The sequence below is a fragment of the Mycobacterium sp. RTGN4 genome, from assembly GCF_033804635.1.
Lineage (GTDB): Bacteria > Actinomycetota > Actinomycetes > Mycobacteriales > Mycobacteriaceae > Mycobacterium.
Window position 1 is genome coordinate 26,089 of record NZ_JAPZLB010000015.1, and the last position, 23,526, is coordinate 49,614.

Consider the following 23,526-nt stretch of genomic DNA (forward strand, 5'->3'; position numbering starts at 1 on the left):
TTTCCAGTATTCACTGCACCATTGGGACCGTTGTGGTGGTTGGCAACTGGGTGAACACTTCGGGTCCGGTCGTCGAGAAACGCTCGACGGCGGTCATCGAGTTCGCGTTCGACCTGTGCGAGCTCGCGACTGTGCCGTGAGAGATCGGTGGCCTTCGGAAAGTAGTGGCTCAGAACCGCCTGTTGTGCGCGTAATCGCCACCCACCAAAGTCTCCAACGTCGGCGGACGTGAGGACGCGGTGTGTCGGCGCGTGTCGGGTGCCGGTCTAACCCGAAGCTCTCACAGGGCGCGGGTTAGCAGGCTCACGGACCGTGGCCGAACGTCTTAGCGACTGGATGGTTTGGCTTTCTGCGGCGATGGTCGGCGGGCGGGGGCAGCCGCGCTGTTAGATCTCGTGACCGTTTTCAGTGTTCGCTTAGCCGGTACCGGGGCTTTGGCCGTCGCTGTGCGCCGCCGTGTCGAGGCAGGTTTGTCGATCAAACCCGAGATGGCCATCTGGGCGGCGTATTCAGCCACCTCTTCGATGGTCAGATGAGCCTGGTCGGCCCGGTACCAATCGGTGGTCCAGTTGCACATCCCCACGACGAGAAGAGCCTGAGTCATCGCAGATCCGCGGAAGAACGTTCCGGCCTTCTGTCCCCGCTTGATGACGTCTGCGATCCCACGTACGTAGGCCGACGTCGCATCGCGGAGCACCTCAGCGCGCTTGCCGGTAAGTTTGTTGAGTTCGCTGAACTGCACCCGGAAGATGTCGGCACGCGATAAGACCACGATTACGTGACTGCGCACGACGTCTGCCAGCGCCACCTCAGGGGACACCTTGGCATCAAAGAGCGCTTGCGACGACTGGGTCATCGCCTCACCTGCTGCGGCGACGAGCTCGTAAAGGATCTCTTCCTTCGACGGAAAGTAGTGGTATACGGCCTGCCGACGGAAGCCGAGTTCTTCGGCGATCTGATTCAGATTGGTCTCACGAAACCCCTGCTCGGCGAAGAGCTTCGTGGCAGCAGCCAGGATCGCTGCGCGCCGACCCTCGTCCTTGTGCTCGACTGGCCGCGCAGCTCCGGAGCCTCGTTTGGATCCGACGTTGCTCACCATCATCGCTTTCCTTCCGCCTGTTAGTCGCACAGTTTACTTACCGGCATGCAAAGTTTCATCAACCACACCACTTCGCTGGTGTTACGGCATCGAAGTCTCTGGTTGGGCCGGCGACGACGACCGTGGAAACCCGATCGATAGCCGCGGTCGCGGGCGCGCCGCTCCACCGGAGACGCCGCTCTGCACAGGTGAACGGGCGATGCCGTTGCGGGCTCGACGGTCGACGACAGAACGGAGTCGACGCCGACTTCGTTGGATCGATCATCGCGTGTCATCTGAGGCGCGGTATGGCTTAACCCGCTTGGGTGTCTCTCCATAACTCTGTCGCGAAGCGCTATGGCGGTGGGTTCACCCGGCCGATGGGTCGCCGGCCAGGCGCGCGATGTCCTCAATGATCCGTGTGCTGGCGGCGGGATCCACGATGGTGTCGTCGCGGCCCAAGATTCGTGACAGCAGCAGGCCGCCGCGGTCCTCTGGCCGAGTCGATGACAGTGGCGTCCCCAGAAGCATGTGCACGTGTCGGACGCCCTCGCCCAAGCTGTAGGTATAGGTGCGGTCCGCCTGGGTGACTTGTAGCAACCAAGCGGAGGCCTCACGAAGGAGCGGACCAAGCTCTCTGGCTTCGTCGATGTTGAGTTCGGCGAGGGACTCGACGTGCCGAACCGTCTGTAAGGCAAGCCATCCTGGGACAGCTATGCCGGGATGCCCCGTAACGGACCAATTCTCACCGCGACGAATCCGTCCCCCTGGCGGCGCAACGGGATCAGACAATCTGTCGCACAGTGGACATGTAGAACTCATCTAAGCCTCACCATTAGTGATCAGCGGCGCGGAGCTGCAAACCGTACGAGGGTGACGCCAGCCAACCGCGGCATGCGGTCGTACGGCTGCCCGGCCTACGTCGATCGCGCAGGTCGACCCGATCCTGCCACATGGCTTGCGAGCAAGCAAGGTCGCGGGCTCCCCGCGGGAACTTCGTTAACGATGGCAATGCCGGAGCCGGTCCAGTGGCGTGCCCAGTTGTCAATACGTTCGCGAGATTTCTCTGGGGAGCAGACTGATCAGCGGATCACGTGATGAAGGTGTCCCGGTTCTCGAAACGCACCCGTTGTGTTTTATGTCATGGATGGTACTTTGCTCATCAGAACCAGCTTACTAGCCCGCAAGCAAGGACCAACTCGTCGAGCGGCGAAGTAGCACATCATCGCCGACCGCCCGATGCGCCGACTCCGCAAGCATCGTCTCGGTCGCGAGACACGCTCGACCTCAACCAGATCGGCCGACTACCACATGTATCCGGGAACCCACGCACAAACCCGCCCCGATCGGTCCGCCATCGTCATGGCTGTCAGCGGAAGGGTAGTGACCTATCGCGAGCTCGACGAGAACTCCGCTCGACTCGCCGCCGCGCTCCACGATCTGGGGCTGCGACGCGGTGACACGATTGCACTGTTGTCGGACAACGCTGCCGAGGCCTTTGAGGTGTACTGGGCTGCCATCCGCTCGGGTCTGTATTTCACCGCGGTGAACTGGCATCTGAGCCCGGACGAAGCCGCGTACATCCTGCAGGACAGCGACGCTCAGGTATTGATCGTGTCAGCGGGCGTGCGCGAACTGGCTGAGCAGGTCGCGAACACTTCCTCGAACCTCAAGCATCACTATGCGTTCGGTGGCGAGGTCACCGGATACGAACCCTACGCTGAACTGCTGGCCCTACCTCGACGGCGGCTCGCCACGCAGCCGCGCGGCGCCGAGATGCTGTACTCGTCGGGGACCACCGGCCGCCCCAAAGGCGTCAGGCAATCATTACCCGCCACGCAGGTCGACGATCCAGGTGACTCCTTCCTGGCACTGATAGAACACGTATTCGGTCTCAACGATCAGACCGTCTACCTATCGCCGGCTCCGATCTATCACGCCGCACCGCTGCGCTGGTGTGCAGGAATTCACGGCCTCGGCGGCACCGTGGTGCTCCTGGACCGATTCGACGCCGAACGAGCACTGGAAGCCATCGACCGCTATCACGTCACTGCCGCGCAGCTGGTGCCGACGATGTTCATCCGAATGTTGCAGCTGCCCGCCGATGTCCGCCAGCGATTTGATCTGTCGTCGCTGAAGTTGGCGATTCACGCCGGCGCACCCTGCCCGCCGGATGTCAAAGACGCGATGATCCAGTGGTGGGGGCCCATTCTCGTTGAGTACTACGCGGCTACTGAGGGCCACGGGATCACCCTGATCACAAGCGCCGAATGGCAGGCGAAACGGGGTTCTGTGGGCCGTAGCGCGCTAGGGCCTCTGCACATCTGCGATGACGACGGCAACGAGTTGGCCGCCGGTGACATCGGAACGGTGTACTTCGAGCAAGCCGACGCGGCGTTCGAATACCACAACGACCCCGAGAAGACAGCCTCATCCCGGCACCCCGAGCATTCCAACTGGGTGACGGTGGGTGATATCGGATATGTCGACGTCGATGGCTTCCTGTATCTGACGGATCGCAAGGCGTTCATGATCATCTCGGGTGGAGTCAATATCTATCCGCAGGAGGTCGAGAACGTTCTGGCCCTGCATCCCAAGATTTTCGACGTGGCCGTCATCGGCATCCCCGATCCGGAAATGGGGGAGCGGGTCAAAGCCGTCGTGCAGTTGCGCGACGGCGTTGTTGGGTCACCGGCGCTGGCTGCGGAGCTCATCGAATACGTGCGTGACCGGATCGCCCACTACAAGGCACCCCAGTCGATCGACTTCGTTGACGACTTGCCGCGGTTACCTACGGGAAAGCTCGCCAAGCGGGTTCTGCTCGATCGATACCTCAAGACAGGAGCGTGAGTTGTCCGTTCACTCAACCGATCACGAGACGGAACACCGGCAAGACGGTCTGCTGGCGGACCTGCGCGACGTCTTCGCCACGGGTCGCACGCACAGTCTGCAGTGGCGCATCGCGCAACTGGCGGGAATCGAACGCCTGATCATCGAGCAGGAGTCGTCGATCCTGGCCGCTCTTGCTGAAGATCTTGGTCGTTCGGCGATCGAGGCGTGGCTGGGCGACGGTGCATCGACCAAGGGCGAGGCGATTTACGCCCGCAAGCGGGTGAAACGGTGGATGCGCCGACAGCGCGTCGGCATTCCTTTCACACAGCAACCTGGCCGGGCCTGGGTGCAATACGATCCGCTCGGTGTCGTGCTGGTCATCGGGCCGTGGAACTATCCGCTGTACCTGACGCTGTCTCCGTTGGTGGCGGCGGTAGCTGCTGGGAACTGCGTGGTCGTCAAACCCTCGGAGCTCGCTCCGGCCAGCTCGCGTCTGCTGGCCCGGCTCATCCCGCAGTACCTTGACCCCGAGGCCGTCAGGGTGGTGGAAGGAAGTGCTGATACCACCCAGCAGTTGTTGGCTGCGGGTTTCGACCATGCCTTGTTCACCGGCGGTACCGACGTGGGCCGTAAGGTGATGGCCGCCGCCGCGGCAACGTTGACTCCGGTGACGCTCGAGCTGGGTGGCAAGAGCCCGGTTGTCGTGGCCGCCGATGCCGACCTGGATGTCGCTGCCCGGCGCATCGCGTCCTTCAAACTGATCAATTCGGGGCAGACCTGTATAGCGCCTGATTACGTGCTGGCGCACGAATCGATCGCAAGAACTCTCGCCGACAAGATCGGCGAGAGCATCACCGAGTTCCGCTCCGCCGAAGCCGCACCTACCCTTCCGATTGTCAATGATCGTCAGTACGCCCGATTGGTATCGTTGATCGAGACTGCGACCGGTGACGTCGTCATAGGTGGTAAGTCCGATGCCGCCATCCGCGGGATCGAGCCCACCGTGATTTGGAATCCGTCGCCGACCGACGCTGTGATGTCGGAAGAGATCTTCGGACCTATCCTTCCGGTGCTCAGCGTTCCCTCGATGGACGCGGCAGTTCGCTTCGTCAATAGTCGGCCGAAACCGTTGGCGCTGTATGTGTTTACGTCGAGAAGTGGTGGGCGAGACCTAGTCGACCGGATGCCGTCCGGGGGCGCGGTCATCAACCACGTGGGGATCCACTGCCTGGTGCCGCAGCTGCCGTTCGGCGGCGTCGGCGCCAGTGGGATCGGCGCATACCACGGACGCTGGGGGTTCGAAACCATGAGCCATCGTCGCGCGGTGGTATCCAAGCCGGCGCGTCCCGACCCACGGATCATGTACCCGCCGTTCACCGATCGTGCGGTCAAACTGATCCGCCGGTTGACGTGAATCAGTACCGAACGGACCTGGCGGCCTGCCCCGACCGCGCCTAACCGACCGAACTGCCTGCGCACCAAAGTGTTTCATGCTCGGCCCGACGGGACTACCGCGCTGACCGCGTCAGCATCCTCCGCTGGCATTCCAGGTGGCGCAGGTCCCGTTGAGGACACCGACGCTCGCACGGCTACGGCATCAGGACGGGTTTGATGGTCTTGCCGCTCAACGAGTCCTGCTCGGCGTTATTGATTGCCTCCAGTGGATACTGGCGAATCAAGCGATCAACCGGAAAAAGGCCGCGCTGCCAGTACGAAATGAGCTGCGGCACGAACACCTGCGGTACGGCGTCGCCTTCCAGGACGTAGGTCAGACTGCGGCCCATCAGGCGTTCGGGCTGCACGGTCACTGGATCACTCCCGGCGGCGACCAGGGCAAGGCGGCCTCGTGGGCCCAACAACGAGATGGCCGCGTCAACGACTTGCGCCGCGCCGGTTGTGTCCAAGCAGCAATCTGCACCGTATGTGTCGGCGCCCATCTTGGCGACTGCATCGGGATCTGCGCCGTCGATCACGGTTGTCGCGCCCAGTTCAAGCGCGAGTGTTCGGCGGTCCGGATCGAGGTCCACTGCGATGATCTCGGAGGCGCCGACGAGCTTGGCGGCCATCACTGCGGCCATCCCAACAGCACCGACGCCGAACACTGCGAGGCGTTGTCCGCTGCGCAGATTCACTGTGTTCAACACTGCGCCGGCCCCGGTTTGAATTCCACACCCGAGGGGGCACAGCACCTCCAGCGGCAATGAGGGGTCGACTTTGACGAGGTTGCGTTCGGTGACGATCGCGTGCGTCGCGAAGGAGGACTGGCCGAACCATCGGGAGGAAACCGCGACGCCGTCCTCGGTCGCGGCCGCCGTCGTCCCGTCCATCCGGCGGCCCGTCAGGTTGCGGAGCACGAATTCGGTGCAGTAGGCGGGTTGTCCGGTCAGGCATTGCGGGCACCATCCGCAGTGATCGAAACTCATGACGACGTGGTCGCCGACCGCGAAGCGGGTGACGTCGCGCCCCACCGCCTCGACGATTCCGGAGCCTTCATGACCGAAAACGATTGGTAGGGGGATCGGTAGGCCATGTCTCACGACGAGATCGGTATGGCACATTCCGACCGCGGAGACCTTGACCAAGAGTTCGCCCGGCCGTGGTTCATCGAGGTCCAGCGCTTCGACCGAGAACGGCTTGTCGTGCTCGTGGAGTACAGCAGCAGTTATCTTCATGCGCTGCGTACCTTCACTGCCCTGATCGCATCCCACCGGTGGCCTTCTCCTTCGATCTTCAATCGAGTAGTCGCTTTCTCGCGTTGGGCTCCGCGCGGTGCCAGCGCAGCATGACGGTTGGTGCGGCGAGCAGGCAATCGGGCGAGCGTGGTTGTGCAGATGCACGCATCTTGTCCCATTACTTGCCTGCAGGCAAGGGTGCGTGGGGTCCGAATGTGAAGAAACTTTACTTGCGTGTCAGCAAGGTGCGATACTGGCTGCGTGGACGCTTCGACTCAACAGCAACCCAGCACTTCTGCGAACAGTACCGCCGGACAGCACGACAGTCGTTCCGATGACGACGTCGTGCTGCAGCATCGCGATAGCGGCGTGTTGACGCTGACACTGAACCGTCCCGCACGTCGCAACGCCTGGACCGTCGAGATGGGGGAGCGCTACGCGGCGCTACTGGCTGAAGCCGAGCAGGATGATGAGGTACGCGTTGTCGTGATCACCGGAGCCGAATCGGCATTCTGCTCCGGGGCAGATCTGGGTGAGATCACATCGAAAGACGTTCCCTTCGAGCCATTCACCCGAGACATCGAGGCCACATTGCGATTCAGCAAGCCCCTGGTGGCCGCCATCAACGGCCCCGCGGTGGGACTCGGCTTAGTACAGGCCTTGTCGTGCGACGTACGGTTCATCGCAGCCGATGCGTGGGTGTCGACCGCATTCGCCCGCCGAGGCTTCGTGGCCGAATTCGGCATCGCGGCCTTCTTGTGCCGGCAAATCGGTGTCGGACACGCCAGCGACCTACTGATATCCGGACGCAAGGTGAGCGCGACCGAAGCGCACCGGATTGGTCTAGCGCAGTTCATCGTCGACTCGAGTCATGCGCCGACCGCGGCATGGGACTACGCCCGTGACATCGCCGAGCATTGCTCACCGCCGGCCGTGGCAGTGATCAAACAGCAGCTGCGCGATGAAGAAAACCTAGAATTTTGGACCGCGCTTCGCCTTGCGAAAGCACGACAGGAACTGTTCTTGACCACCCCTGGCTTCGCCGAAACCATGCAAACCCTTAAGCAGTCGGGCCAGTTTCGGCTAGCGTCCGCCACACCGAAATGATCGACTCACGTTGAATCGCCTGCCTCTGACGGCAATGCCGTGGCCCATCCGGTCGAACGTGAACGTGCTTGAGATCCAGCACATGCGAATGTAGCGTCGCCATAGTCCCAGGCTGGAGCCTAGTTCCGGCCAAGGGGGTATCCAGTAAACCCAGACGGCCCCGCGCCGAAGTGAGGACGATTCGACGATGGCCGATGTAATCGTCACCCGACGCGGTGGGATCGCTGTCGTCAGCCTGAACCGTCCAGACAAATTCAATGCACTGAGAATGTCGATGTGGGAAGAACTTGTCGTTGCCGGGGAGGCGCTTGGGCGTGATCGCAATGTACGCGCGGTTGTGCTGCGCGGTGAGGGCTCCTCCTTTAGCACCGGTATGGATACCTCGACGTTCGAGGAGATGCGCACGACCCGTTCAATAACTGTCGACGAGACGGCCAGCACGCGACTCGGCCGGCTTCGCGACCCCGTCCTGCGCGAGCCAGGGCGTATCACCAATCTCGCTCAGCAGTCCGCCTATGTGTGGACCGAGCTTCCCCAGCCCGTCATCTGCGCGATCCGCGGCTATGCACTCGGGGCCGGTCTACAGGTCGCCCTCGGCGCCGATATCCGGATCGTGAGCCCCGATGCAAAGCTGGGCCTCCTGGAAATCAATTGGGGGATGGTGCCCGATACCGGCGGGACGGCGAGCCTGGTGCGGCTAGTTGGAGCCGACGTGGCCAAGGAGCTGATCTGGACGGCTCGTCGAGTCGATGGTGTGGAAGCCGTACGCCTGGGATTGGCCACCCGGGTGGCCGAAGACCCCGACGTCGCGGCCATGTCGTTGGCGGCCGAGATCGCCAAGCGCAGTCCCGACGCGATCCGAGCGGGCAAGCGCTTGATCCGCGAGGCGCAGGAGACCGGCTATGCCCCAGCTTTCCTTGCCGAGTCTCATGCCCTTGCCGCATTGGCTGGCAGCCCCAACCAGCTAGAGGCCGTTGCCGCAGCAGTGGAGCGCAGGACCGCTGAGTTCATCGACTCGGTGGAGGAGTAACCACAAGCGTCGCAACACGTCTGCTTCAACGCCGCTCGAGGACCTAAGGGATCGGACCCCGTGCTGTTGCGGATAGATCGCACGTGAATGGAGCTTTATGGCAGCGTGTGGCTTGGGGGCGCGTCCATGCTTGCGGGTAACGCCGTGCGGAGGCGTCGCCCTCCGTTGCTGCGACTGTCCGGCATTGTGAAAACGGCCAGACCATTGCGCGGCCGGAGCGCTATGCGATAGCTTGCATGCGGGCAAGTAAAGTGTGAAGGTGTGACGTCGAAGGTGCCGGACCTCGCTGGATGACGGCGGGTGCTCTTACCTCAACGGCCCTCGCGCCGGCTCGCTCGGGAACTGGTCACCAAGCCCTTATACCCTTGGGGGAAGTCATGCATGAGATCGTCAACGAGTCGGCCAATGTGCTGGCGGACCCGATGTCCTACACCGACGAAACGCGGCTGCACGAGGCACTGAGAACGGTGCGCAGCCAAACACCGATCGCTTGGGTGGATCGCGAGCCGTATCGTCCCTTCTGGGCGGTGTCAAAACACGCCGACGTCATGGAGATCGAACGGGCCCACACCGTCTTCGTCAACGAACCCCGCTCCATTCTGGTTGCCGCCGAGTTCGAAGACTTCACGCGGGCCCAGGCCGCCGCGGGGATCGGTCTACGCACTCTGATCAATCTCGACGGCGTGGAGCACCGTGTCATGCGAGCAATTGGAGCTGACTGGTTCCGTCCCAAAGCCATTCGCACCATGCAGCTTCGCATCAATGATCTGGCCAAGCGTCATGTCGACGACATGGCTGCTCTGGGTGGAACGTGCGACTTCGTTCAAGAGGTCGCCGTGAACTATCCGGCGTTCGTCATTCTGTCGCTGCTGGGACTGCCGGAATCTGACCTGCCGCTGATGATCCGCCTCACCCAGGAGTTGTTCGGTCAGTCCGATACGGAATTCAGTGTCGGCGATGTTGAGAAGTCGTTCGGCACCGTGGTGGAGTTCTTCGAGTACTTCGCCGCGCTCACCGCCGCTCGGCGTCGTAACCCCACCGATGACATGGCATCGGCCATCGCGAATGCGCGCGTGGACGGCGAACTGTTATCGGATGTCGCAGCGTTCTCGTACTACACCATCCTTGCCACCGCCGGACATGACACGACCAGCGCGACGATCGCCGGCGGCCTACTGGCGTTGATAGAGAACCCCGCTGAGCGACGACGGCTCGCCGAGACCCCAGAGCTGATGCCGCTCGCCACCGAGGAGATGATTCGGTGGGTGTCTCCGGTCAAGGCGTTCATGCGACGCGCGACGCAGAGCACAGTCATCCGCGGCGTGCCGATCGCCGAGGGGGAAGACGTGCTGCTGTCCTATGTCTCGGCGAACCGCGACGAGGATGTCTTTGTCGATCCACTCCGCTTCGATGTCGGCCGAGAGCCTAACCGCCACCTGGGCTTTGGATTCGGGGTGCACTTCTGTCTAGGGGCCGGGCTGGCCCGTATGGAGATCGCCAGCTTCTTTCGAGAGCTGGTTCCACGGCTTGAGTCGATACAACTCAGCGGATCTCCTGAGTGCATGGCCACAACCTTCGTCGGCGGGTTGAAGCATCTGCCGATCGAGTACACGTTGCGTTAGCCGATCGCCGAATCAGCGTTGGGTGGGGCGCACCGCCGCGCTGAACGAAAGGGACCATATGTAGCGGTCGCCGCCCCCATCATCGACGGTGTCGCTGGGCCGCTACGCGCGGACGGTGGTCAACTACGGCGGGATCTACCAGGGTGATCCCGAGTCCCATGACGTGCTGACTGCACGGAACAACCGCGAGGTAACGGTGGTCGCTCCACGAAATGCCGCAGGGGGCAGGGTCGGTGTGTAGGCAGTCCGATCAGTAGGCCTCCTCCATACTGGGATCGCCTTGGTTAGGTGGTGGCCTGCTCTGTCGCCCCGTGCTCCGATGCGCTGTACCAGCGGCCCAACACATCAGCGACGTGGTGGAAGTCGTTGGCCAGCGGACCGGGAGACCCAGGTACGGATCGCGAGAACCGCGGTGCGGCTGCGGTTTGCACAACGCCGCCGACGTCGACATGGCTACCCCGCTGCACCAGATGCGGGTGCCTCGTTGCCTCCTCGAAGGACAGCACCGGGGTCACGCAGGCATCGGTGTCAGCGAACACCTCAGCCCAGTGATCACGGCCGTGGGTGAGGAATCGCTCGGAGAATAGGGCGCGAAGATGCGACCATTGCGATCGATCGTTCTGCCCCTGCGACAGCGCGGCGTCCAGTTCGAGTCCGCGCAGCAGTTCGGCGAAGAACTGCGGCTCGATCGCGCCGACCGCCACATAGCGCTCGTCGCTGCACACGTAGGTGTCGTAGAACGGGGCCCCGCTGTCGAGCACATTGTCGGCAGGGGTGTCGCTCCATGCGCCACCCGCGCGAAACGACCAGAACTGTTGCAGCAGAGCGGTGACGCCGTCGACCATCGCCGCATCGACAACTTGGCCCTGCCCGGACCGATCCCGCTCCCACAGCGCGGAGAGGATGCCGAACAGGAGGAACATCGATCCGCCGCCGTAGTCGCCGACCAGGTTCAACGGCACTGTGGGCCGGGCGCCCGCAGTGCGGATGGCGTTGAGCGCGCCGGTCACCGAGATGTAGTTGATGTCGTGCCCCGCGCGCCGTGACCACGGGCCGCCTTGGCCCCAGCCCGTCATCCGGGCATAGACCAAACGGGGGTTGCGCGCGGCCGTATCCGCCGGAGAGAGACCCAGTTTCTCGGTGACACCGGGCCGGAATCCCTCAATGAGGACATCGGCGTGCGAGATCAGATCGAGGACATCGTCACGTTGTGCTGGATCGGACAGATCGGCCTGTACGAAGGTGCGACCCCGAAGGGTGTGGTCCGCACCGAAAATTCCCGTCCCCGGTGGCAACTCCGACGGTCGGTCGATCCGGACCACGTCGGCGCCCAGATCGGCCAGCAACATGGCCGCCAGCGGCCCCGGCCCGATACCTCCGAGCTCGACGACGCGCAATCCTGCCAGTGGACCAGCCATTGGTGCACCCTTTCGCGGTGTTATCGCTCTGACGCCGTCTTCACCCATACGTCTATTTTGCATGCTAGCAAGCAAAGCGTGGCAGATCCTCCCTTGCCACAACGACATCCCGGCAACGGGGGAAGCGCGATGCGCACATTGCGCGGTCGGAGCGCTATGCGGTACCTTGCGTGCGAGCAAGTAAAATCAGGGCGACGTCGACGAGAGTGGATCCGACGCCGCCGGTCGTCAAGAGGAGCCCGACGTGAACCAGCCTGTCTTCGTCATCGGTGTCGGAATGACCAAGTTCGAGAAGCCTCTGCGGCGCGCTTGGACATACCCCGAAATGGTTGCCGAGGCGGTGAACGCTGCGCTCGACGACGCCGGCGTGCACTACGACGAGATCGGCATCGCATTCGGCGGCACCAGCCTTGGTGCCCTCGCCCAGCGCAGCCTCTACACGGTAGGCACGACAGGAGTGCCCATCATGACCGTCACCAATGCCTGTGCGAGCGGGTCGTCGGCGCTGTATCTGGCGCGCCAGGCGGTCAAGGCCGGCGCGCCGGTGGCGCTGGCCGTTGGCTGGGAGAAGATGAAACCCGGATCGCTCGGCACGGGAGTCGAAGAGGATGGGCCAGGGTTCCTGGACCTTCATCTCGACACGATGGCCGACGCGACGGGTGCCCCGCTCGACGCCCACGCACCCCCGACCGTGCAGATGTTCGGCAATGCCGGACGAGAGCACATGGCGCGCTACGGTTCGACCCCGGAACACTTTGCGTGGATCGGATGGAAGAACCACAAGCACTCCGTCAACAACCCACGATCGCAATTCCAGGACGAGTACACCCTTGAGCAGATTGCGCAGGCGCGGATGATCTGGAACCCGCTGACCAAACTCCAATGCTCGCCAACTTCCGACGGCGCTGCAAGTGCGATCGTGGCTAGCGAGCGCTTCGTCGAGGAGCACGATCTGTGGGATCAGGCGATCGAGCTGGCCGGTCACCACATCGCCACCGATGCCGCCGATTCGTTCTCCCACAAATCCAGCATCGACGTCGTCGGCGCCCAGGTGAGCCGCCGTGCGGCAGCGGTCGCACTCGAGCAGGCGCAGGTATCCATCGGCGACGTGGACGTGATCGAACTGCACGATTGCTTCTCGACCAACGAGCTGCTCACCTACGAGGCGCTCGGAATGGCCCCTGAAGGCGAGGGTCACAAGCTCGTCGAGACCAGTGACACAACCTATGGCGGCAGGTGGGTGGTCAACCCGTCTGGCGGCCTGATTTCAAAGGGCCATCCGATCGGAGCCACCGGTGTCGCCCAATGCGCCGAATTGACCTGGCAGCTACGCGGCCACGCCGGCGATCGCCAGGTGCCAAACGCGCGGATCGGCCTGCAGCACAACATCGGCCTTGGGAGCGCCTGCGCTGTCGCAATCTACCGCCGCCCGCGCTGACGTGACCGGATCGGTGGCGGCCGGCGAGAGCACCGAACCCGAGCTCGTCCTTACTGACGACCAGCGCGAGTTGGCCAAGACATTGCGCCAGTTCCTGCAATCGACGTGGGACCCGCAGCGGCTGACCGAAGCTGGTTTTGCGGCGCCGGAGCTGGCCCGCCAGTGCTGGAACGCGTTGGACCAGGCCATTGGTGTCGCCGGAGTCACGGTGCCGCAGAAGTGCTCGGGAGCGGGCGCTGGTGTCGGCGAAATGTGTGTCATTGCCGAAGAACTCGGCCGGGCGCTGCATCCCAGTCCATGGTTGAGCCTGCAGGGATTCGCGATACCCCTGTTGGCCGCCGACGTCGAGCACCCGGCGCGCGCTGCTCTGCTGGAGGCGGTGGCCACAAATCAGCGGATCATCACCGCGGCATGGACGGGATCCACCCTGGAAATACGCCGCTACGCCGATGGCACCCCTGTCGTGTCAGGGGTGGTGAACCGGGTGGTTGACGCCGACGCCGCCGGCAGCGTCTTGGTACTTGTCGGCAAGAAGGACCAAATGCAGCTGTTGGCCATCGACCTTGACGCTCCGGGCGTGACACGGCATCCCCGCAGCACCCTGGACCTTGCGCGCAGCCAGGCTACCGTCACGCTGGTCGACTGCAAGGCCGTCGATCTTGGCCCCGTAGACGACGTGGACGTCGCGCGCGGGTGGACACTTGCCCGCATCGCGGCCGCGGCAGAACTGCTCGGCGTGGCGGACCACGCAATGGAGACAGCGGTGGACTACGCCAAACAGCGCAGTCAATTCGGCCGCCTCATCGGCTCGTATCAGGCCGTCAAGCACCGTTGCGCCAGGCTGCTCATCGACGTCGAGCAGGCGCGGTCGCTGCTGCGGTACGCAGCCTGGTGTGCCGACTCCGGCCACGCCGACCTCGAGGTCGCCGCGGGTGAAGCCTGGTGGATGTGCAGCACGACGGCCGTGCAAGGTACCGCTGACCTCATCCGGGTGCTCGGTGGCACGGGGTTCACCTGGGAACACACCGCGCACTTGTACTTTCGACGCGCGCGGGCCACCACTGCTCTCTTCGGAGACCCACACTCGACGCTCGATGATCTAGGACGAGGACTCCAGCGGTGACCGAAATCGACGATTTGCCGAGCCGGCTCAACGACTTTTTTGCTGCGCATAGCGTCCCGGAATCGACTGCCTCGGAAGACGTTGCCGCAGCGCGGGCTTTCCAACACGCCCTGTTCGATGCGGGCCTGGCGGGCCTGAGCTGGCCGACCGAACTCGGTGGTCAAGGTCTGCCCAACGAGTCCGAGCAGATCTTTACCTCTGTGGCGCAGGGATTTCGGGTTCCAATCGCACCGCTGACCCTCACGTTGAAAGTATGCGGGCCCGCGGTGGTCGAATTCGGAACCCCCGAACAGCACCACCGGCACGTGTCCGCGACCTTGCGCGGCGAACAGGTCTGGTGCCAGCTGTGGTCCGAGCCGGAGGCAGGTTCGGACCTGGCCGGCGTGCGGACACGGGCTATCAGGGAATCGGACGGGGGATGGCTGATCGAGGGACAGAAGATCTGGACCTCGGGAGGGCATTACGCCGATTACGCGCTGCTGTTGTGCCGCACCGATCCTGACGCACCCAAGCACAAGGGGCTCAGCATGATGATCGTCGACATGCGCCACCCCGGCATAACGATACGACCCTTGCGACAGATGACGGGAGACGCCGAGTTCAACGAGGTCTTCCTCGACCAGCTGCGGGTGCCCGCCGATGCAGTGCTTGGCGAACCCGGTCAGGGTTGGCGGATCACCACGTGGATGATGGGCCGCGAACGGATCTCGGTCGGAACGGAAATGCGTAACTCGCGCACCCTGGCGTGGTCGGATGTCCACGCGATGGCGGTATCGGCCGGCCGGGCCGAGGATCCGCTGGTGCGCGCCCGGTTGGCCCTTCTGCATATCCACCAACAGGGCGCTCACCTGTTGAGTTTGCGACTGGCTCAAGAGATCCGGGCGGGCGCCGGCAACGCGTTGTTGGGGTCAGCCATCAAAGTGGCTGAGGCAGCGGTTATTCGAGAAGGCGCCGAGCTGGCGATTCAGATCCTGGGTGCCGACGCCGCGGCGTGGGACCCCGATGATGCCAGCCAGAGCCGCGCAGCCGAGGCGGTCCTGATGAGCCCGGCGTTCGCCATCGGCGGCGGCACCGATGAGATACAGCTCAACACCCTCGGCGAACACGTCTTGGGGTTGCCCCGCTAGCGGCGATCGGTCGTTGACCCCACGCTGGTGACGGCGCACGCGCCACCGCACCTGCGACGATACCGCAGACGACCCGCAACTCTTGATACCAATTGACTATTTGGATTGACCGGGGCGATGCCGATCGAGGCTTTGGCCAAGCCCCGGGCGGATTCTCATCACCATTTCATGCCCATGTCAGACACGGTGGCCGAGTATCGATTCGGGCTAATAAGCGCCGGCGCCGGATGGAAATGCCCCCACGGGAGGGAACCAGCGGCCGCAACGACAGTATCCGAACGCGTGAATCACTCTGTCGCACTGCGGCGGAAGCACGCCGCTGCCGACCGGTCGAGTGGCCGTCTGGCGCCGAACCGGCACCGGGTCGGCGTCACTCGGCGGCCGCCGCTGCTACCAGCGCGATCGTGACGGGTTGGCGGCGGCACTCGCCACCGCGATCGCACCCTGCGTGGGATCGCCGCCGTTCTTGACAATTTGCTTGCGAGCATGCAAGCTAGCCGCGAATGCGATCACGGACAGGAAAGGCACTTATGACGGACGAAAATGCGGGCAGACTTGCGGGCAGAGTTGTCATCGTGACCGGAGCTGGCCGCGGAATCGGTGCCGGGTACGCCATTCAGGCGGCTGCCGCCGGAGCCAAGGTGGTCGTCAACGACCTTGGCGGAGGAATTCACGGCGAGTCAGGTGAGGCCGCCGGTAAGAGCCCTGCCGAACAGGTCGTCGACACGATTACCGCGGCCGGGGGTGAAGCGGTCGCCAATCACGCCGACATCGCCGATAGCGATGGCGCCGCAGCACTGATCGAGGAAACCGTCCAGCATTTCGGCGATCTCGACGTGGTGATCAACAACGCCGGCATTCTGCGGGACCGGATGCTGGTCTCCATGTCGCCGGAGGAGTGGGACGCCGTGGTGCGGGTGCATTTGCGCGGGCACTACGCCACCAGCCATCACGCCGCCGCGTACTGGCGCAACAGGTCTCGTGAAGCCGGTCGCGCGCGCGATGCGGCGTTGATTCACACCACGAGTGTCTCCGGTCTACACGGCAATGTCGGTCAGTTCAACTACTCGGCGGCCAAGGCTGGAATTGCCAGCATGGCGATCAATGGCCACCTCGAGCTCAATGAGCGCTACCAGGTGCGCAGCTATGCGATCGCGCCCAGCGCCCGGACCCGGCTGACGCTAAGTTCCCCGGGAGCCGCTGACGGTGTGGCCGCACCTGAGGATGGATTCGACTTCTTCGATCCCGCGAATGTGGCGCCCTTCGTGCTCTGGCTGGCTACGGCGGATTGCCCGGCGCCTTCTGGATCGGTCTTTGGCGTCGAAGGCGACCTCGTACGGCGGTATCAGCCGTGGACGATCGCCGCGACGATCTACAACGACGGAAAGCCTTGGAGCTTCGCCGATCTCGACAGCGCCTACAAGCCGCTCGCTGAGGCCCCCTCCCCGCGGGGCCTCCTGGAAGCCATCGAATTGAGCAGCGCCCACATCGCACAATTGGCCGCCGGCGGCGCGTCATGAGCGGCGCAGCGGCAGAGTTGGGGGAGCTAGCGGCCTCGCTGGACGAACTGAGTGGGGAGCTCTACGTTCCGTCGCGTCGCTATGCCGCCGACGGTTCGTTGCGACCGTGCACACCCACCACGGTGCCCGCTGTTGGCGTCCTGGTCAGCTGGACCAAATTCGAGGGTCAACACTACGGACTGGTCGATCTCGACGCGTCGCCGCGCGTCCAGGCCTTCCTTGCCGAAGGACCCCACGAGGTTGGAGCCCGTTACCACGGGCACCAGGACAGCGACGGAACACTGAGGTTCGTCCGTGACTGAAACCGTCCACGTTGTCGGCGTCGGGATGACGCGCTTCGCGAATCATGGCCCCGGCGTGGGCATCAAGCTCGGGGCAGAGGCTTCTGTCGCGGCACTCAACGATGCCGGTATCACGTTCGCCGAGGTCGACATGCTGATCGCGGGATCGGCCAACCCGCACTCGCCGCGGGGGGTTTTCCTAGCGCGTGAATTGGGCCTGACCGGCAAACCGGTTCAGCATCTCTCCAACGCCTCGGCGACCGGGCTGGCGGCAATGCACGAGGCGATCGCCACGCTGGAGGCTGGCCGCGCCGAGGTGGTGCTCGTATGCGGTTTGGACTCGCCGGAGACGGCCGTGTCTAGTCAGGACGTCATCGCCGGTGAAGGACATCACCCCCCGGCGGTGTCGTTCGCGCTATGGGCCCGCGAGCGGATGGCCACTTATGGCACCACCGAGAAGCACTTGGCGATGGTCGCGGCCAAGAACTGGAACTATGCTCGCACCAACCCATTCGCAGCCCGCCAGGCAGCCGAACCGGTCACCGTGGACCGCGTCCTGGGGTCGCGAATGGTGGCAGAACCATTCACCTCGATGATGTGTACACCGTGGGGTGACGGCGCCGCCGCGGCTGTGTTGTGTACAGAGTCGGCTTTGCGACGCTTCGACGCCTCACGCGCTGTGCGGATCGCTGCCAGCGCCTTCCAGTCTGACCGCTTCGGTCCTCGCCAAGTTTTGGAAGGGGCCATCGTCGGCCCACCAGAGCTGACCCGCAGCACTGTGGCCGAGGCGCTGAAACAGGCCCAGCTTGGTGTAGCCGACATCGATATCGTTCAGCTGCACGACGCCTTCGCCATCGAAGAGATTCTGTACTACGAACTGCTCGGATTCTGTGCTCCCGGCGAAGCCGAGGGACTGCTTGAGCAAGGCGCATTCGGACCGAACTCGCGCAAAGAATTCGGTCTGCCGGAGGTCTCCACCGACGGCGGGCTGATCGGGCGTGGCCACCCTGGGGGGCCCACCGGCCTGGCACAGATCTGGGAGACCGTGCGGCGGCTGCGCCAACCCGGTGGTGACCGGGTAGGACTATGCCATCTCCTCGGCGGAGGGTCGATATGCATCGCGCAGATCCTGACGCGAGACGCCGCCTAGTCCAATGTTCGTCACCGCCGGGCCCACAATGCCCCGCGGTCCAGTCCACTCGGAGGGCAATTGTGAAGCTAGACCCTAATCTCGTCGGCCTGGAGTTGTCGCCCCAGGCGTCAACGTGGACCAAGCGCGATTGTGCGCTCTATGCGCTGGGAATTGGTGCGGGACACGATGATCCCGCAGGTGAATTGGATTTCACCACCGATGGTAGTGGCGGGCGCTCCCAGCGGGTCTACCCGACGTTCGGCGTGTTGGCCGGCACCGCTGCCGGCGTCGGTGAACTCATCGCCGCGCTCGGAGACGCCGTCGACTTCACGCAGATGCTGCATGGTGAGCAACGTCTGGATCAGCTCGCCACACTGCCCGCGGACGCTGCGGTCACGGCGAAGTCGCAGATTTCGGCAATCTGGGACAAGAGCAGCGCGACCGTGGTCGAGACGACGTCGGACGTCGCCGATGCCGACACCGGCGAAGTGTATTGCCGGTCTACTCAGTCGATGTTCTTCCGAGGCGTCGGAGGATGGGGTGGCGAGCGCGGTCCGTCTACGCCGAAGTGGTCGCCGCCGCCGGCGGATCCCGACCGCGTCTTCACCGCCCGCACCCGCGCTGACCAAGCGCTGCTGTATCGGCTTTCTGGTGACCACAACCCGTTGCACGTGGACCCTGAAGTAGCCAAAGCCGCCGGGTTCGACCGGCCCATTCTGCATGGCTTGTGCGTGTATGGCATCGCCGGGCGTTTGTTGCTTGCCGGCTACTGCGACGCGGATCCGTCGCGCTTCAAGTCGCTCAGCGGTCGATTCAGTGCCACGACTGTGCCAGGTGACACTTTGACGGTCGACACCTGGCAGTCGAGTCCTGGCATCGTGGACTTCTGCGTCAAGAATGACAGCGGCGCAGTGCTGTTCAGTCAGGGGCGGTTCGAATTCTCCGCGGACTCGGCGTAGATATCACTTGCAGGCTCGCTGCCGATAGATCGGACACGCCGCCAAGTTCTGGACAGCGCGGCGATAAATTGCGCCCGTCGCGGTTATGCAGGCACCCGTTACGACGATATCGCCGCATCGTTCCGACTGTCGAAAGGCGGACTGCGCGACTACATCAACTCCACGCGAAGCGCTACAAACCGTAACGGAACGCTTGATGGGTGGAAATGATCCGCGACAGAGCACGTTGGGCTACCTACGTGCAGGAGCACCCCCTTCTTTCATTGCTGTTTTGGCGATGATGAACTCGTTACTGCCAACGCGGCGGGACGCACATTGTTTCGGCGGTTGCGTGACATCGTTGGAGACCGTCGCCGCAGAGCAGAACAAAGCGACCGCACCAGCTGACCAGATCACTGTGCGCCATCTGGCGATGGTCGTCTGGAGCGTGCGGCACCCAGCCGCAGGAGAGGAGCGACGTGAAAGCCACACCGCCAACCACTTTTCCGACCTCACAATCAGGTCGCTAACGGCCTCTTCTGCGTCGATGCCACGTGCGGATAGTGCGGCGTGAGCTTGTGTGCCATCGACGTGGACGAGCAACGCAGCCCGTCGAGCACCGCTACGAAGCAACAACCGTGTTGCGCAACGCGCCGACGTGCTCTAGCTGCACTTCCACAACCTGACCCGGCTCCAGGTATCGGCCCGTGGTCATCCCGACCCCCGCTGGTGTGCCGGTGAGAACAATATCGCCGGGCTCGAGGGTGGCGTACTGGCTTACCCTTGCCACCAGTTCGGCGAAGTTGAATAACAGGTTTGCCGTCGTAGACGATTGCCGAGTTTCCCCGTCGATGATGGTCGTGATCTGCAGCGGGTCGTCCGGGCCGATAGCGTCAGCGGTCAGCAGCGCAGGCCCCAGCGGTTTAAAGGTGTCAAAGCTCTTGGCGACTCCGACATTGGCGCGGCCGTCATGGCCGCCGCGGCCGAGCTGGACGTCGCGTGCCGATATGTCGTTGGCCACGGTGATACCTGCGACGTAGCGCCAGGCCTCTTGCGCATCAACGGATTTTGCGTGGGCGCCGATCACCAGCGCCACTTCGCCTTCGTAGTCGACTTCGGTGGGAGCGCACGCCGGCAGCACGATGTCATCGAATGGACCCGACGCAGCCGAACCTGCCACCCAGAAAAATCGTGGCACGGTCGGGGCCGCGGCGCCTATTTCCTCGGCGTGGTCAAGGTAGTTCAAGCCGATGATGCAGATCTTTCCAGGGCGGCTCACTGGGGCGAGTACGGTCACTTCTGACGCCGACACGGTGTCGCGTACCGATGCGTGGTGAAGGACGCCGAGGTGGCCGTCCTGAATGAGCTGTCCGAGTGTGCGATCCGAGTCCAGCAGCTGGTACTCGTCGTCTACGACGCGGGCCACGCCACGCGAGGTCTGGGCGATCAACATGACAGGATCTGTTGCGGCGCCGCGGATATCGAGCTCGGTTGTGCGATCGGTTCGCCTGAGGGCCACCAAGTTCCGGCGATAATCACTGCTTGATCGCCTGGGCTAGCGGAACGCCCTGGTCTCGGCGCGCGAGGCAGGCCTCGGGGTCGATGCTGTGCCCGTCGGGGTTGCGTTTGAACTGCTCACTGGACATGAATTCGCGCATCTCGGCCTCGGTGGGGAAGTTCATGCCCGACAACTCCACGCGATTTCCATCCGGGTCGCGGTAGTAGAGGCTGGTGGCGATACCGTGATTGGAGGCTTCGATGGGATGCAGACCGGAATCCTTGAGGGTGCTGTACTGCTCGAACAGTGCTTCCAGATCTGGGTAGCGGATCTGCAGGTGATGAAGGCCGACCGCTCTGCGCTCCGTACCGCCAACGTCGGCGCACTCGAACACGGCAACCCGCTGGGTGTATGGATAGTCGCTGGGAAGGTTGAAGAAGGCGATGCGAGTGGGCACGTCCGGATCAGTTGTGCCCACCCCGCTTTCGGGGGTCATGTCCAGGGTCGGTGGTTGGCGCAACACCTGCTGGTAAAAGCTGCACAGGCGGTGGTAATGCGGTGTACGCAGCACCACCTCTGACAGGCCGATGCGAAACTTCTTCTGTGTGTCCGGCATGGATGTCCGATCCTGGCTGAGGATGCACGGGACGTGTCTGCGCTCCGTGAAACGGTCTGAGTGGCAATCTAGCGACTTGCTGGCGCGCAAGCAACCGTGAAGCAGGGAAAACGGATGGTGCGGCGGGATCGGCGCGTCGCTTGTTGGCAGGCCCGCAGCGGGAGTTCCGAGGACGGAAAGCCTGGACCGCCTGCGCCAACGTTGCCCTTGCTTGCGAGTCGGCAAGGTAGCATGGTGTCGGTGCCGCGCGCACCCACAACCTTGCCGGCAACGATGCGGTCGGCGCGCTGCCCCGACGACTGCCGGCACGTCCATGAAACGGATAAGGAACCCACAGATGACCGCGATTGCCACTCGCCTCACACTCAGCGATGTGGTCCGCGCACGCGCCCACGGCAATCCCGACCAGCCCGCAGTCCTGGACCCGCTGGTGTCGCTGAGCAACGCTGACTGGGACTACTGGGCAGATCTAGTGAGCACGGCCATGCGCGCAGCAGGTGTCGGGTCATCGGAGCGGGTCTGTTACCTAGGGCGCAATCGTGCAACGTATCCGATCCTGGCGGCCGCGGCGGCACGTGTCGGGGCAGCCCTCGTCAGCATGAATTGGCGACTATCAGCGGAGGAATTGCGCCACGTGCTCGACGACTCACGTCCCTGCCTCATCGTCGCCGAGCGGGAATTTCACGCGACACTCACCGACGCACTGGCGAATTCCAGGGTGGCGCCAAAGATCGTATGGATCGACGGTGGGGCCGGTCTGGCCGATCTCCGCACCTGGACGGCCAGCGTGAAGTCCGCTCCCTCCGCGCCCCACCACGTCGCTGCGGGAGTCGACACGGTAGGACTCATCAACTACACCTCGGGTACCACCGGACAGCCCAAGGGCGTGGTCGTCACCACGTCGCAACTGCGGGCGAGCGTGACGGGCCCACAATTAGTGCATTGTGACGTCGACACCCGGTTTCTGGTCATGTCGCCGGTGTTTCATGTCGCAGGCTCCGTGTTGGTGGCGGCCGTTGCCTGGCTTGGCGGGGCGATCGTGCTCGTGCCTGATGCCGATCCGCTCGAAATAGCGACGGCGGTCGCGCGGTTCGGAGTTACCGACGCCATGCTGGTCCCTGCGCTCATCAGTGCCGTCATGAAAGACGAACGAATCGCGCCGCAGGCCTTCTCCGGGCTGCGCACCCTTAGCTACGGTGCTTCACCGATCTCGCAGCCCACTCTGGAGAAGATGACGAAGTGGTTCGGTGATGTCGACTTCGTCCAAGGTTACGGACTCAGTGAAACGGTCGGCCCCATTTGCACGTTGACAGCCGACGATCACCGTCGTGGGGGACGGATCCTGCAATCGGCGGGTCGGCCTCTGCCCGGTGTTGAGGTCAAGGTGGTCGATCCGCAGACCAAGGTCGAGGTGGCCGCTGGTGAGGTGGGGGAGATCTGGATACGCAGTGATCAGAATTGCGCCGGATACTGGTGTCGGCCAACGGCCACCGCTGAGCTCTTCGTCAAAGGTTGGTTGCGTACCGGTGACCTCGGCCGGATCGACGAAGGATACGTCTACCTGTGCGGTCGACTGAAGGACCTGATCATCACCGGGGGCGAGAACGTCTACGCCAGCGAGGTCGAGGCCGTGCTTGCTCGGCAGCCGGGGGTCGCCGAGTGCTGCGTCGTTGGCGTGCCGGACGAGCGGTGGGGTGAGACGATCGTGGCCGCGGTGGTCGCCGAAACCGGCTGTGCCGTCGATGCTGCGACCCTGATCGCGGCCTGCCGGAGCCGCCTCGCGCGATACAAGTGCCCCACTGAGATTCGGTTCGTGTCCGAACTGCCCCGCAACGCCACCGGCAAGGTGTTGAGCCGCCTTGTACGCGAGACCTGGTTTTTCTCAGACTGATTCGGCGTGATCAGGGCGTGACCGAGGTCAGGGCGCGAAGCTCATGGCTTCGGGTCCGCGCTCAGGATTGCGAAGCCGTTGAGCACGGTTTGGATGTGCCGCGCGTCGAGGCGGTCGAGCCGTTCGGCAAGCGGGGGCCGGATCCGGTCGCCGATCGCGGCGGTGGGACGCCGGCCTTCCTCGGTGAGTTCCAACCGGCGCAA

The 23,526-nt window shown here is 63.7% G+C and carries 20 protein-coding genes; 13 read left to right on the forward strand and 7 right to left on the reverse strand.

Going from position 1 to position 23,526, the window contains the following annotated elements:
* Positions 1–325: 325 nt before the first annotated feature.
* Positions 326–1,099 (reverse strand): TetR/AcrR family transcriptional regulator, encoded by a 774-nt coding sequence (locus SLQ30_RS26145; protein WP_319449814.1) that lies wholly within the window; start codon positions 1,097–1,099, stop codon positions 326–328.
* A 348-nt stretch (positions 1,100–1,447) separates the two neighbouring features.
* Positions 1,448–1,678 (reverse strand): hypothetical protein, encoded by a 231-nt coding sequence (locus SLQ30_RS26150; protein ID WP_319458343.1) that lies wholly within the window; start codon positions 1,676–1,678, stop codon positions 1,448–1,450.
* A gap of 711 nt (positions 1,679–2,389) precedes the next feature.
* Between SLQ30_RS26150 and SLQ30_RS26155 the strand changes: the two genes are divergently transcribed.
* Entirely contained in the window at positions 2,390–3,928 is a 1,539-nt protein-coding gene (locus tag SLQ30_RS26155) for an acyl-CoA synthetase (RefSeq protein WP_319449812.1), read from the forward strand.
* A 1-nt stretch (position 3,929) separates the two neighbouring features.
* Positions 3,930–5,324 (forward strand): aldehyde dehydrogenase family protein, encoded by a 1,395-nt coding sequence (locus tag SLQ30_RS26160; RefSeq protein ID WP_319449811.1) that lies wholly within the window; start codon positions 3,930–3,932, stop codon positions 5,322–5,324.
* A 175-nt stretch (positions 5,325–5,499) separates the two neighbouring features.
* On the opposite strand, the gene SLQ30_RS26165 is transcribed toward SLQ30_RS26160, so the two are convergent.
* Positions 5,500–6,582, reverse strand: coding sequence for an NAD(P)-dependent alcohol dehydrogenase (locus SLQ30_RS26165; RefSeq protein ID WP_319449810.1), 1,083 nt, complete (start codon positions 6,580–6,582; stop codon positions 5,500–5,502).
* 261 nt (positions 6,583–6,843) lie between these two features.
* Between SLQ30_RS26165 and SLQ30_RS26170 the strand changes: the two genes are divergently transcribed.
* The 3 genes from SLQ30_RS26170 to SLQ30_RS26180 all read left to right on the forward strand — a co-directional run bounded on the left by SLQ30_RS26170 (position 6,844) and on the right by SLQ30_RS26180 (position 10,341).
* Positions 6,844–7,689: an enoyl-CoA hydratase-related protein gene (locus SLQ30_RS26170; protein WP_319449809.1), complete on the forward strand. Its 846-nt coding sequence runs from the start codon at positions 6,844–6,846 to the stop codon at positions 7,687–7,689.
* Between the two features lie 187 nt (positions 7,690–7,876).
* Complete coding sequence (locus SLQ30_RS26175) at positions 7,877–8,719, forward strand: crotonase/enoyl-CoA hydratase family protein (RefSeq protein ID WP_319449808.1); 843 nt, start codon at positions 7,877–7,879, stop codon at positions 8,717–8,719.
* Positions 8,720–9,096: 377 nt separating this feature from the next.
* Entirely contained in the window at positions 9,097–10,341 is a 1,245-nt protein-coding gene (locus SLQ30_RS26180; RefSeq protein WP_319449807.1) for a cytochrome P450, read from the forward strand.
* A gap of 284 nt (positions 10,342–10,625) precedes the next feature.
* On the opposite strand, the gene SLQ30_RS26185 is transcribed toward SLQ30_RS26180, so the two are convergent.
* On the reverse strand, positions 10,626–11,759 hold the full coding sequence (locus SLQ30_RS26185; protein WP_319449806.1) for a CaiB/BaiF CoA-transferase family protein: 1,134 nt from the start codon (positions 11,757–11,759) through the stop codon (positions 10,626–10,628).
* A 244-nt stretch (positions 11,760–12,003) separates the two neighbouring features.
* Between SLQ30_RS26185 and SLQ30_RS26190 the strand changes: the two genes are divergently transcribed.
* The 7 genes from SLQ30_RS26190 (at position 12,004) to SLQ30_RS26220 (ending at position 19,339) form a co-directional block, all read left to right on the forward strand.
* A complete protein-coding gene (locus tag SLQ30_RS26190) occupies positions 12,004–13,197 on the forward strand; it encodes a thiolase C-terminal domain-containing protein (RefSeq protein WP_319449805.1) in 1,194 nt (397 codons plus the stop codon).
* Position 13,198: 1 nt separating this feature from the next.
* Entirely contained in the window at positions 13,199–14,320 is a 1,122-nt protein-coding gene (locus SLQ30_RS26195; protein WP_319458344.1) for an acyl-CoA dehydrogenase family protein, read from the forward strand.
* On the forward strand, positions 14,317–15,447 hold the full coding sequence (locus tag SLQ30_RS26200; RefSeq protein WP_319449803.1) for an acyl-CoA dehydrogenase family protein: 1,131 nt from the start codon (positions 14,317–14,319) through the stop codon (positions 15,445–15,447). Before SLQ30_RS26195 ends, SLQ30_RS26200 begins: the two co-directional genes overlap by 4 nt.
* Positions 15,448–15,977: 530 nt before the next feature.
* A complete protein-coding gene (locus SLQ30_RS26205; RefSeq protein ID WP_413468187.1) occupies positions 15,978–16,967 on the forward strand; it encodes an SDR family NAD(P)-dependent oxidoreductase in 990 nt (329 codons plus the stop codon).
* Entirely contained in the window at positions 16,964–17,269 is a 306-nt protein-coding gene (locus SLQ30_RS26210) for a hypothetical protein (RefSeq protein ID WP_319449801.1), read from the forward strand. The genes SLQ30_RS26205 and SLQ30_RS26210 overlap by 4 nt, the downstream gene beginning before the upstream one ends.
* A complete protein-coding gene (locus tag SLQ30_RS26215; protein WP_319449800.1) occupies positions 17,262–18,398 on the forward strand; it encodes a thiolase family protein in 1,137 nt (378 codons plus the stop codon). Before SLQ30_RS26210 ends, SLQ30_RS26215 begins: the two co-directional genes overlap by 8 nt.
* 62 nt (positions 18,399–18,460) lie before the next feature.
* Positions 18,461–19,339, forward strand: coding sequence for a MaoC/PaaZ C-terminal domain-containing protein (locus SLQ30_RS26220; RefSeq protein WP_319449799.1), 879 nt, complete (start codon positions 18,461–18,463; stop codon positions 19,337–19,339).
* Between the two features lie 601 nt (positions 19,340–19,940).
* Here the strand turns inward: SLQ30_RS26220 and SLQ30_RS26225 are convergent.
* Positions 19,941–20,771, reverse strand: a complete 831-nt coding sequence (locus tag SLQ30_RS26225; RefSeq protein WP_319449798.1) for a fumarylacetoacetate hydrolase family protein — start codon at positions 20,769–20,771, stop codon at positions 19,941–19,943.
* Positions 20,772–20,853: 82 nt separating this feature from the next.
* Positions 20,854–21,432 (reverse strand): VOC family protein, encoded by a 579-nt coding sequence (locus tag SLQ30_RS26230; protein ID WP_319449797.1) that lies wholly within the window; start codon positions 21,430–21,432, stop codon positions 20,854–20,856.
* A gap of 337 nt (positions 21,433–21,769) precedes the next feature.
* On the opposite strand from SLQ30_RS26230, the gene SLQ30_RS26235 reads away from it, so the two are divergent.
* A complete protein-coding gene (locus tag SLQ30_RS26235; RefSeq protein WP_319449796.1) occupies positions 21,770–23,323 on the forward strand; it encodes a class I adenylate-forming enzyme family protein in 1,554 nt (517 codons plus the stop codon).
* A gap of 41 nt (positions 23,324–23,364) precedes the next feature.
* On the opposite strand, the gene SLQ30_RS26240 is transcribed toward SLQ30_RS26235, so the two are convergent.
* Positions 23,365–23,517 (reverse strand): hypothetical protein, encoded by a 153-nt coding sequence (locus SLQ30_RS26240; RefSeq protein ID WP_319449795.1) that lies wholly within the window; start codon positions 23,515–23,517, stop codon positions 23,365–23,367.
* Positions 23,518–23,526 lie beyond the last annotated feature (9 nt).

What these genes read in the sequence shown, in the direction of transcription:
- SLQ30_RS26145 (WP_319449814.1), bottom strand. Translation starts at nt 1,099, where the DNA reads ATGGTGAGCAACGTCGGATCCAAACGAGGCTCCGGAGCTGCGCGGCCA.
- SLQ30_RS26155 (WP_319449812.1), top strand. Translation starts at nt 2,390, where the DNA reads ATGTATCCGGGAACCCACGCACAAACCCGCCCCGATCGGTCCGCCATC.
- SLQ30_RS26165 (WP_319449810.1), bottom strand. Translation starts at nt 6,582, where the DNA reads ATGAAGATAACTGCTGCTGTACTCCACGAGCACGACAAGCCGTTCTCG.
- SLQ30_RS26175 (WP_319449808.1), top strand. Translation starts at nt 7,877, where the DNA reads ATGGCCGATGTAATCGTCACCCGACGCGGTGGGATCGCTGTCGTCAGC.
- SLQ30_RS26180 (WP_319449807.1), top strand. Translation starts at nt 9,097, where the DNA reads ATGCATGAGATCGTCAACGAGTCGGCCAATGTGCTGGCGGACCCGATG.
- SLQ30_RS26185 (WP_319449806.1), bottom strand. Translation starts at nt 11,759, where the DNA reads ATGGCTGGTCCACTGGCAGGATTGCGCGTCGTCGAGCTCGGAGGTATC.
- SLQ30_RS26205 (WP_413468187.1), top strand. Translation starts at nt 15,978, where the DNA reads ATGACGGACGAAAATGCGGGCAGACTTGCGGGCAGAGTTGTCATCGTG.
- SLQ30_RS26210 (WP_319449801.1), top strand. Translation starts at nt 16,964, where the DNA reads ATGAGCGGCGCAGCGGCAGAGTTGGGGGAGCTAGCGGCCTCGCTGGAC.
- SLQ30_RS26225 (WP_319449798.1), bottom strand. Translation starts at nt 20,771, where the DNA reads ATGTTGATCGCCCAGACCTCGCGTGGCGTGGCCCGCGTCGTAGACGAC.
- SLQ30_RS26230 (WP_319449797.1), bottom strand. Translation starts at nt 21,432, where the DNA reads ATGCCGGACACACAGAAGAAGTTTCGCATCGGCCTGTCAGAGGTGGTG.
- SLQ30_RS26235 (WP_319449796.1), top strand. Translation starts at nt 21,770, where the DNA reads ATGACCGCGATTGCCACTCGCCTCACACTCAGCGATGTGGTCCGCGCA.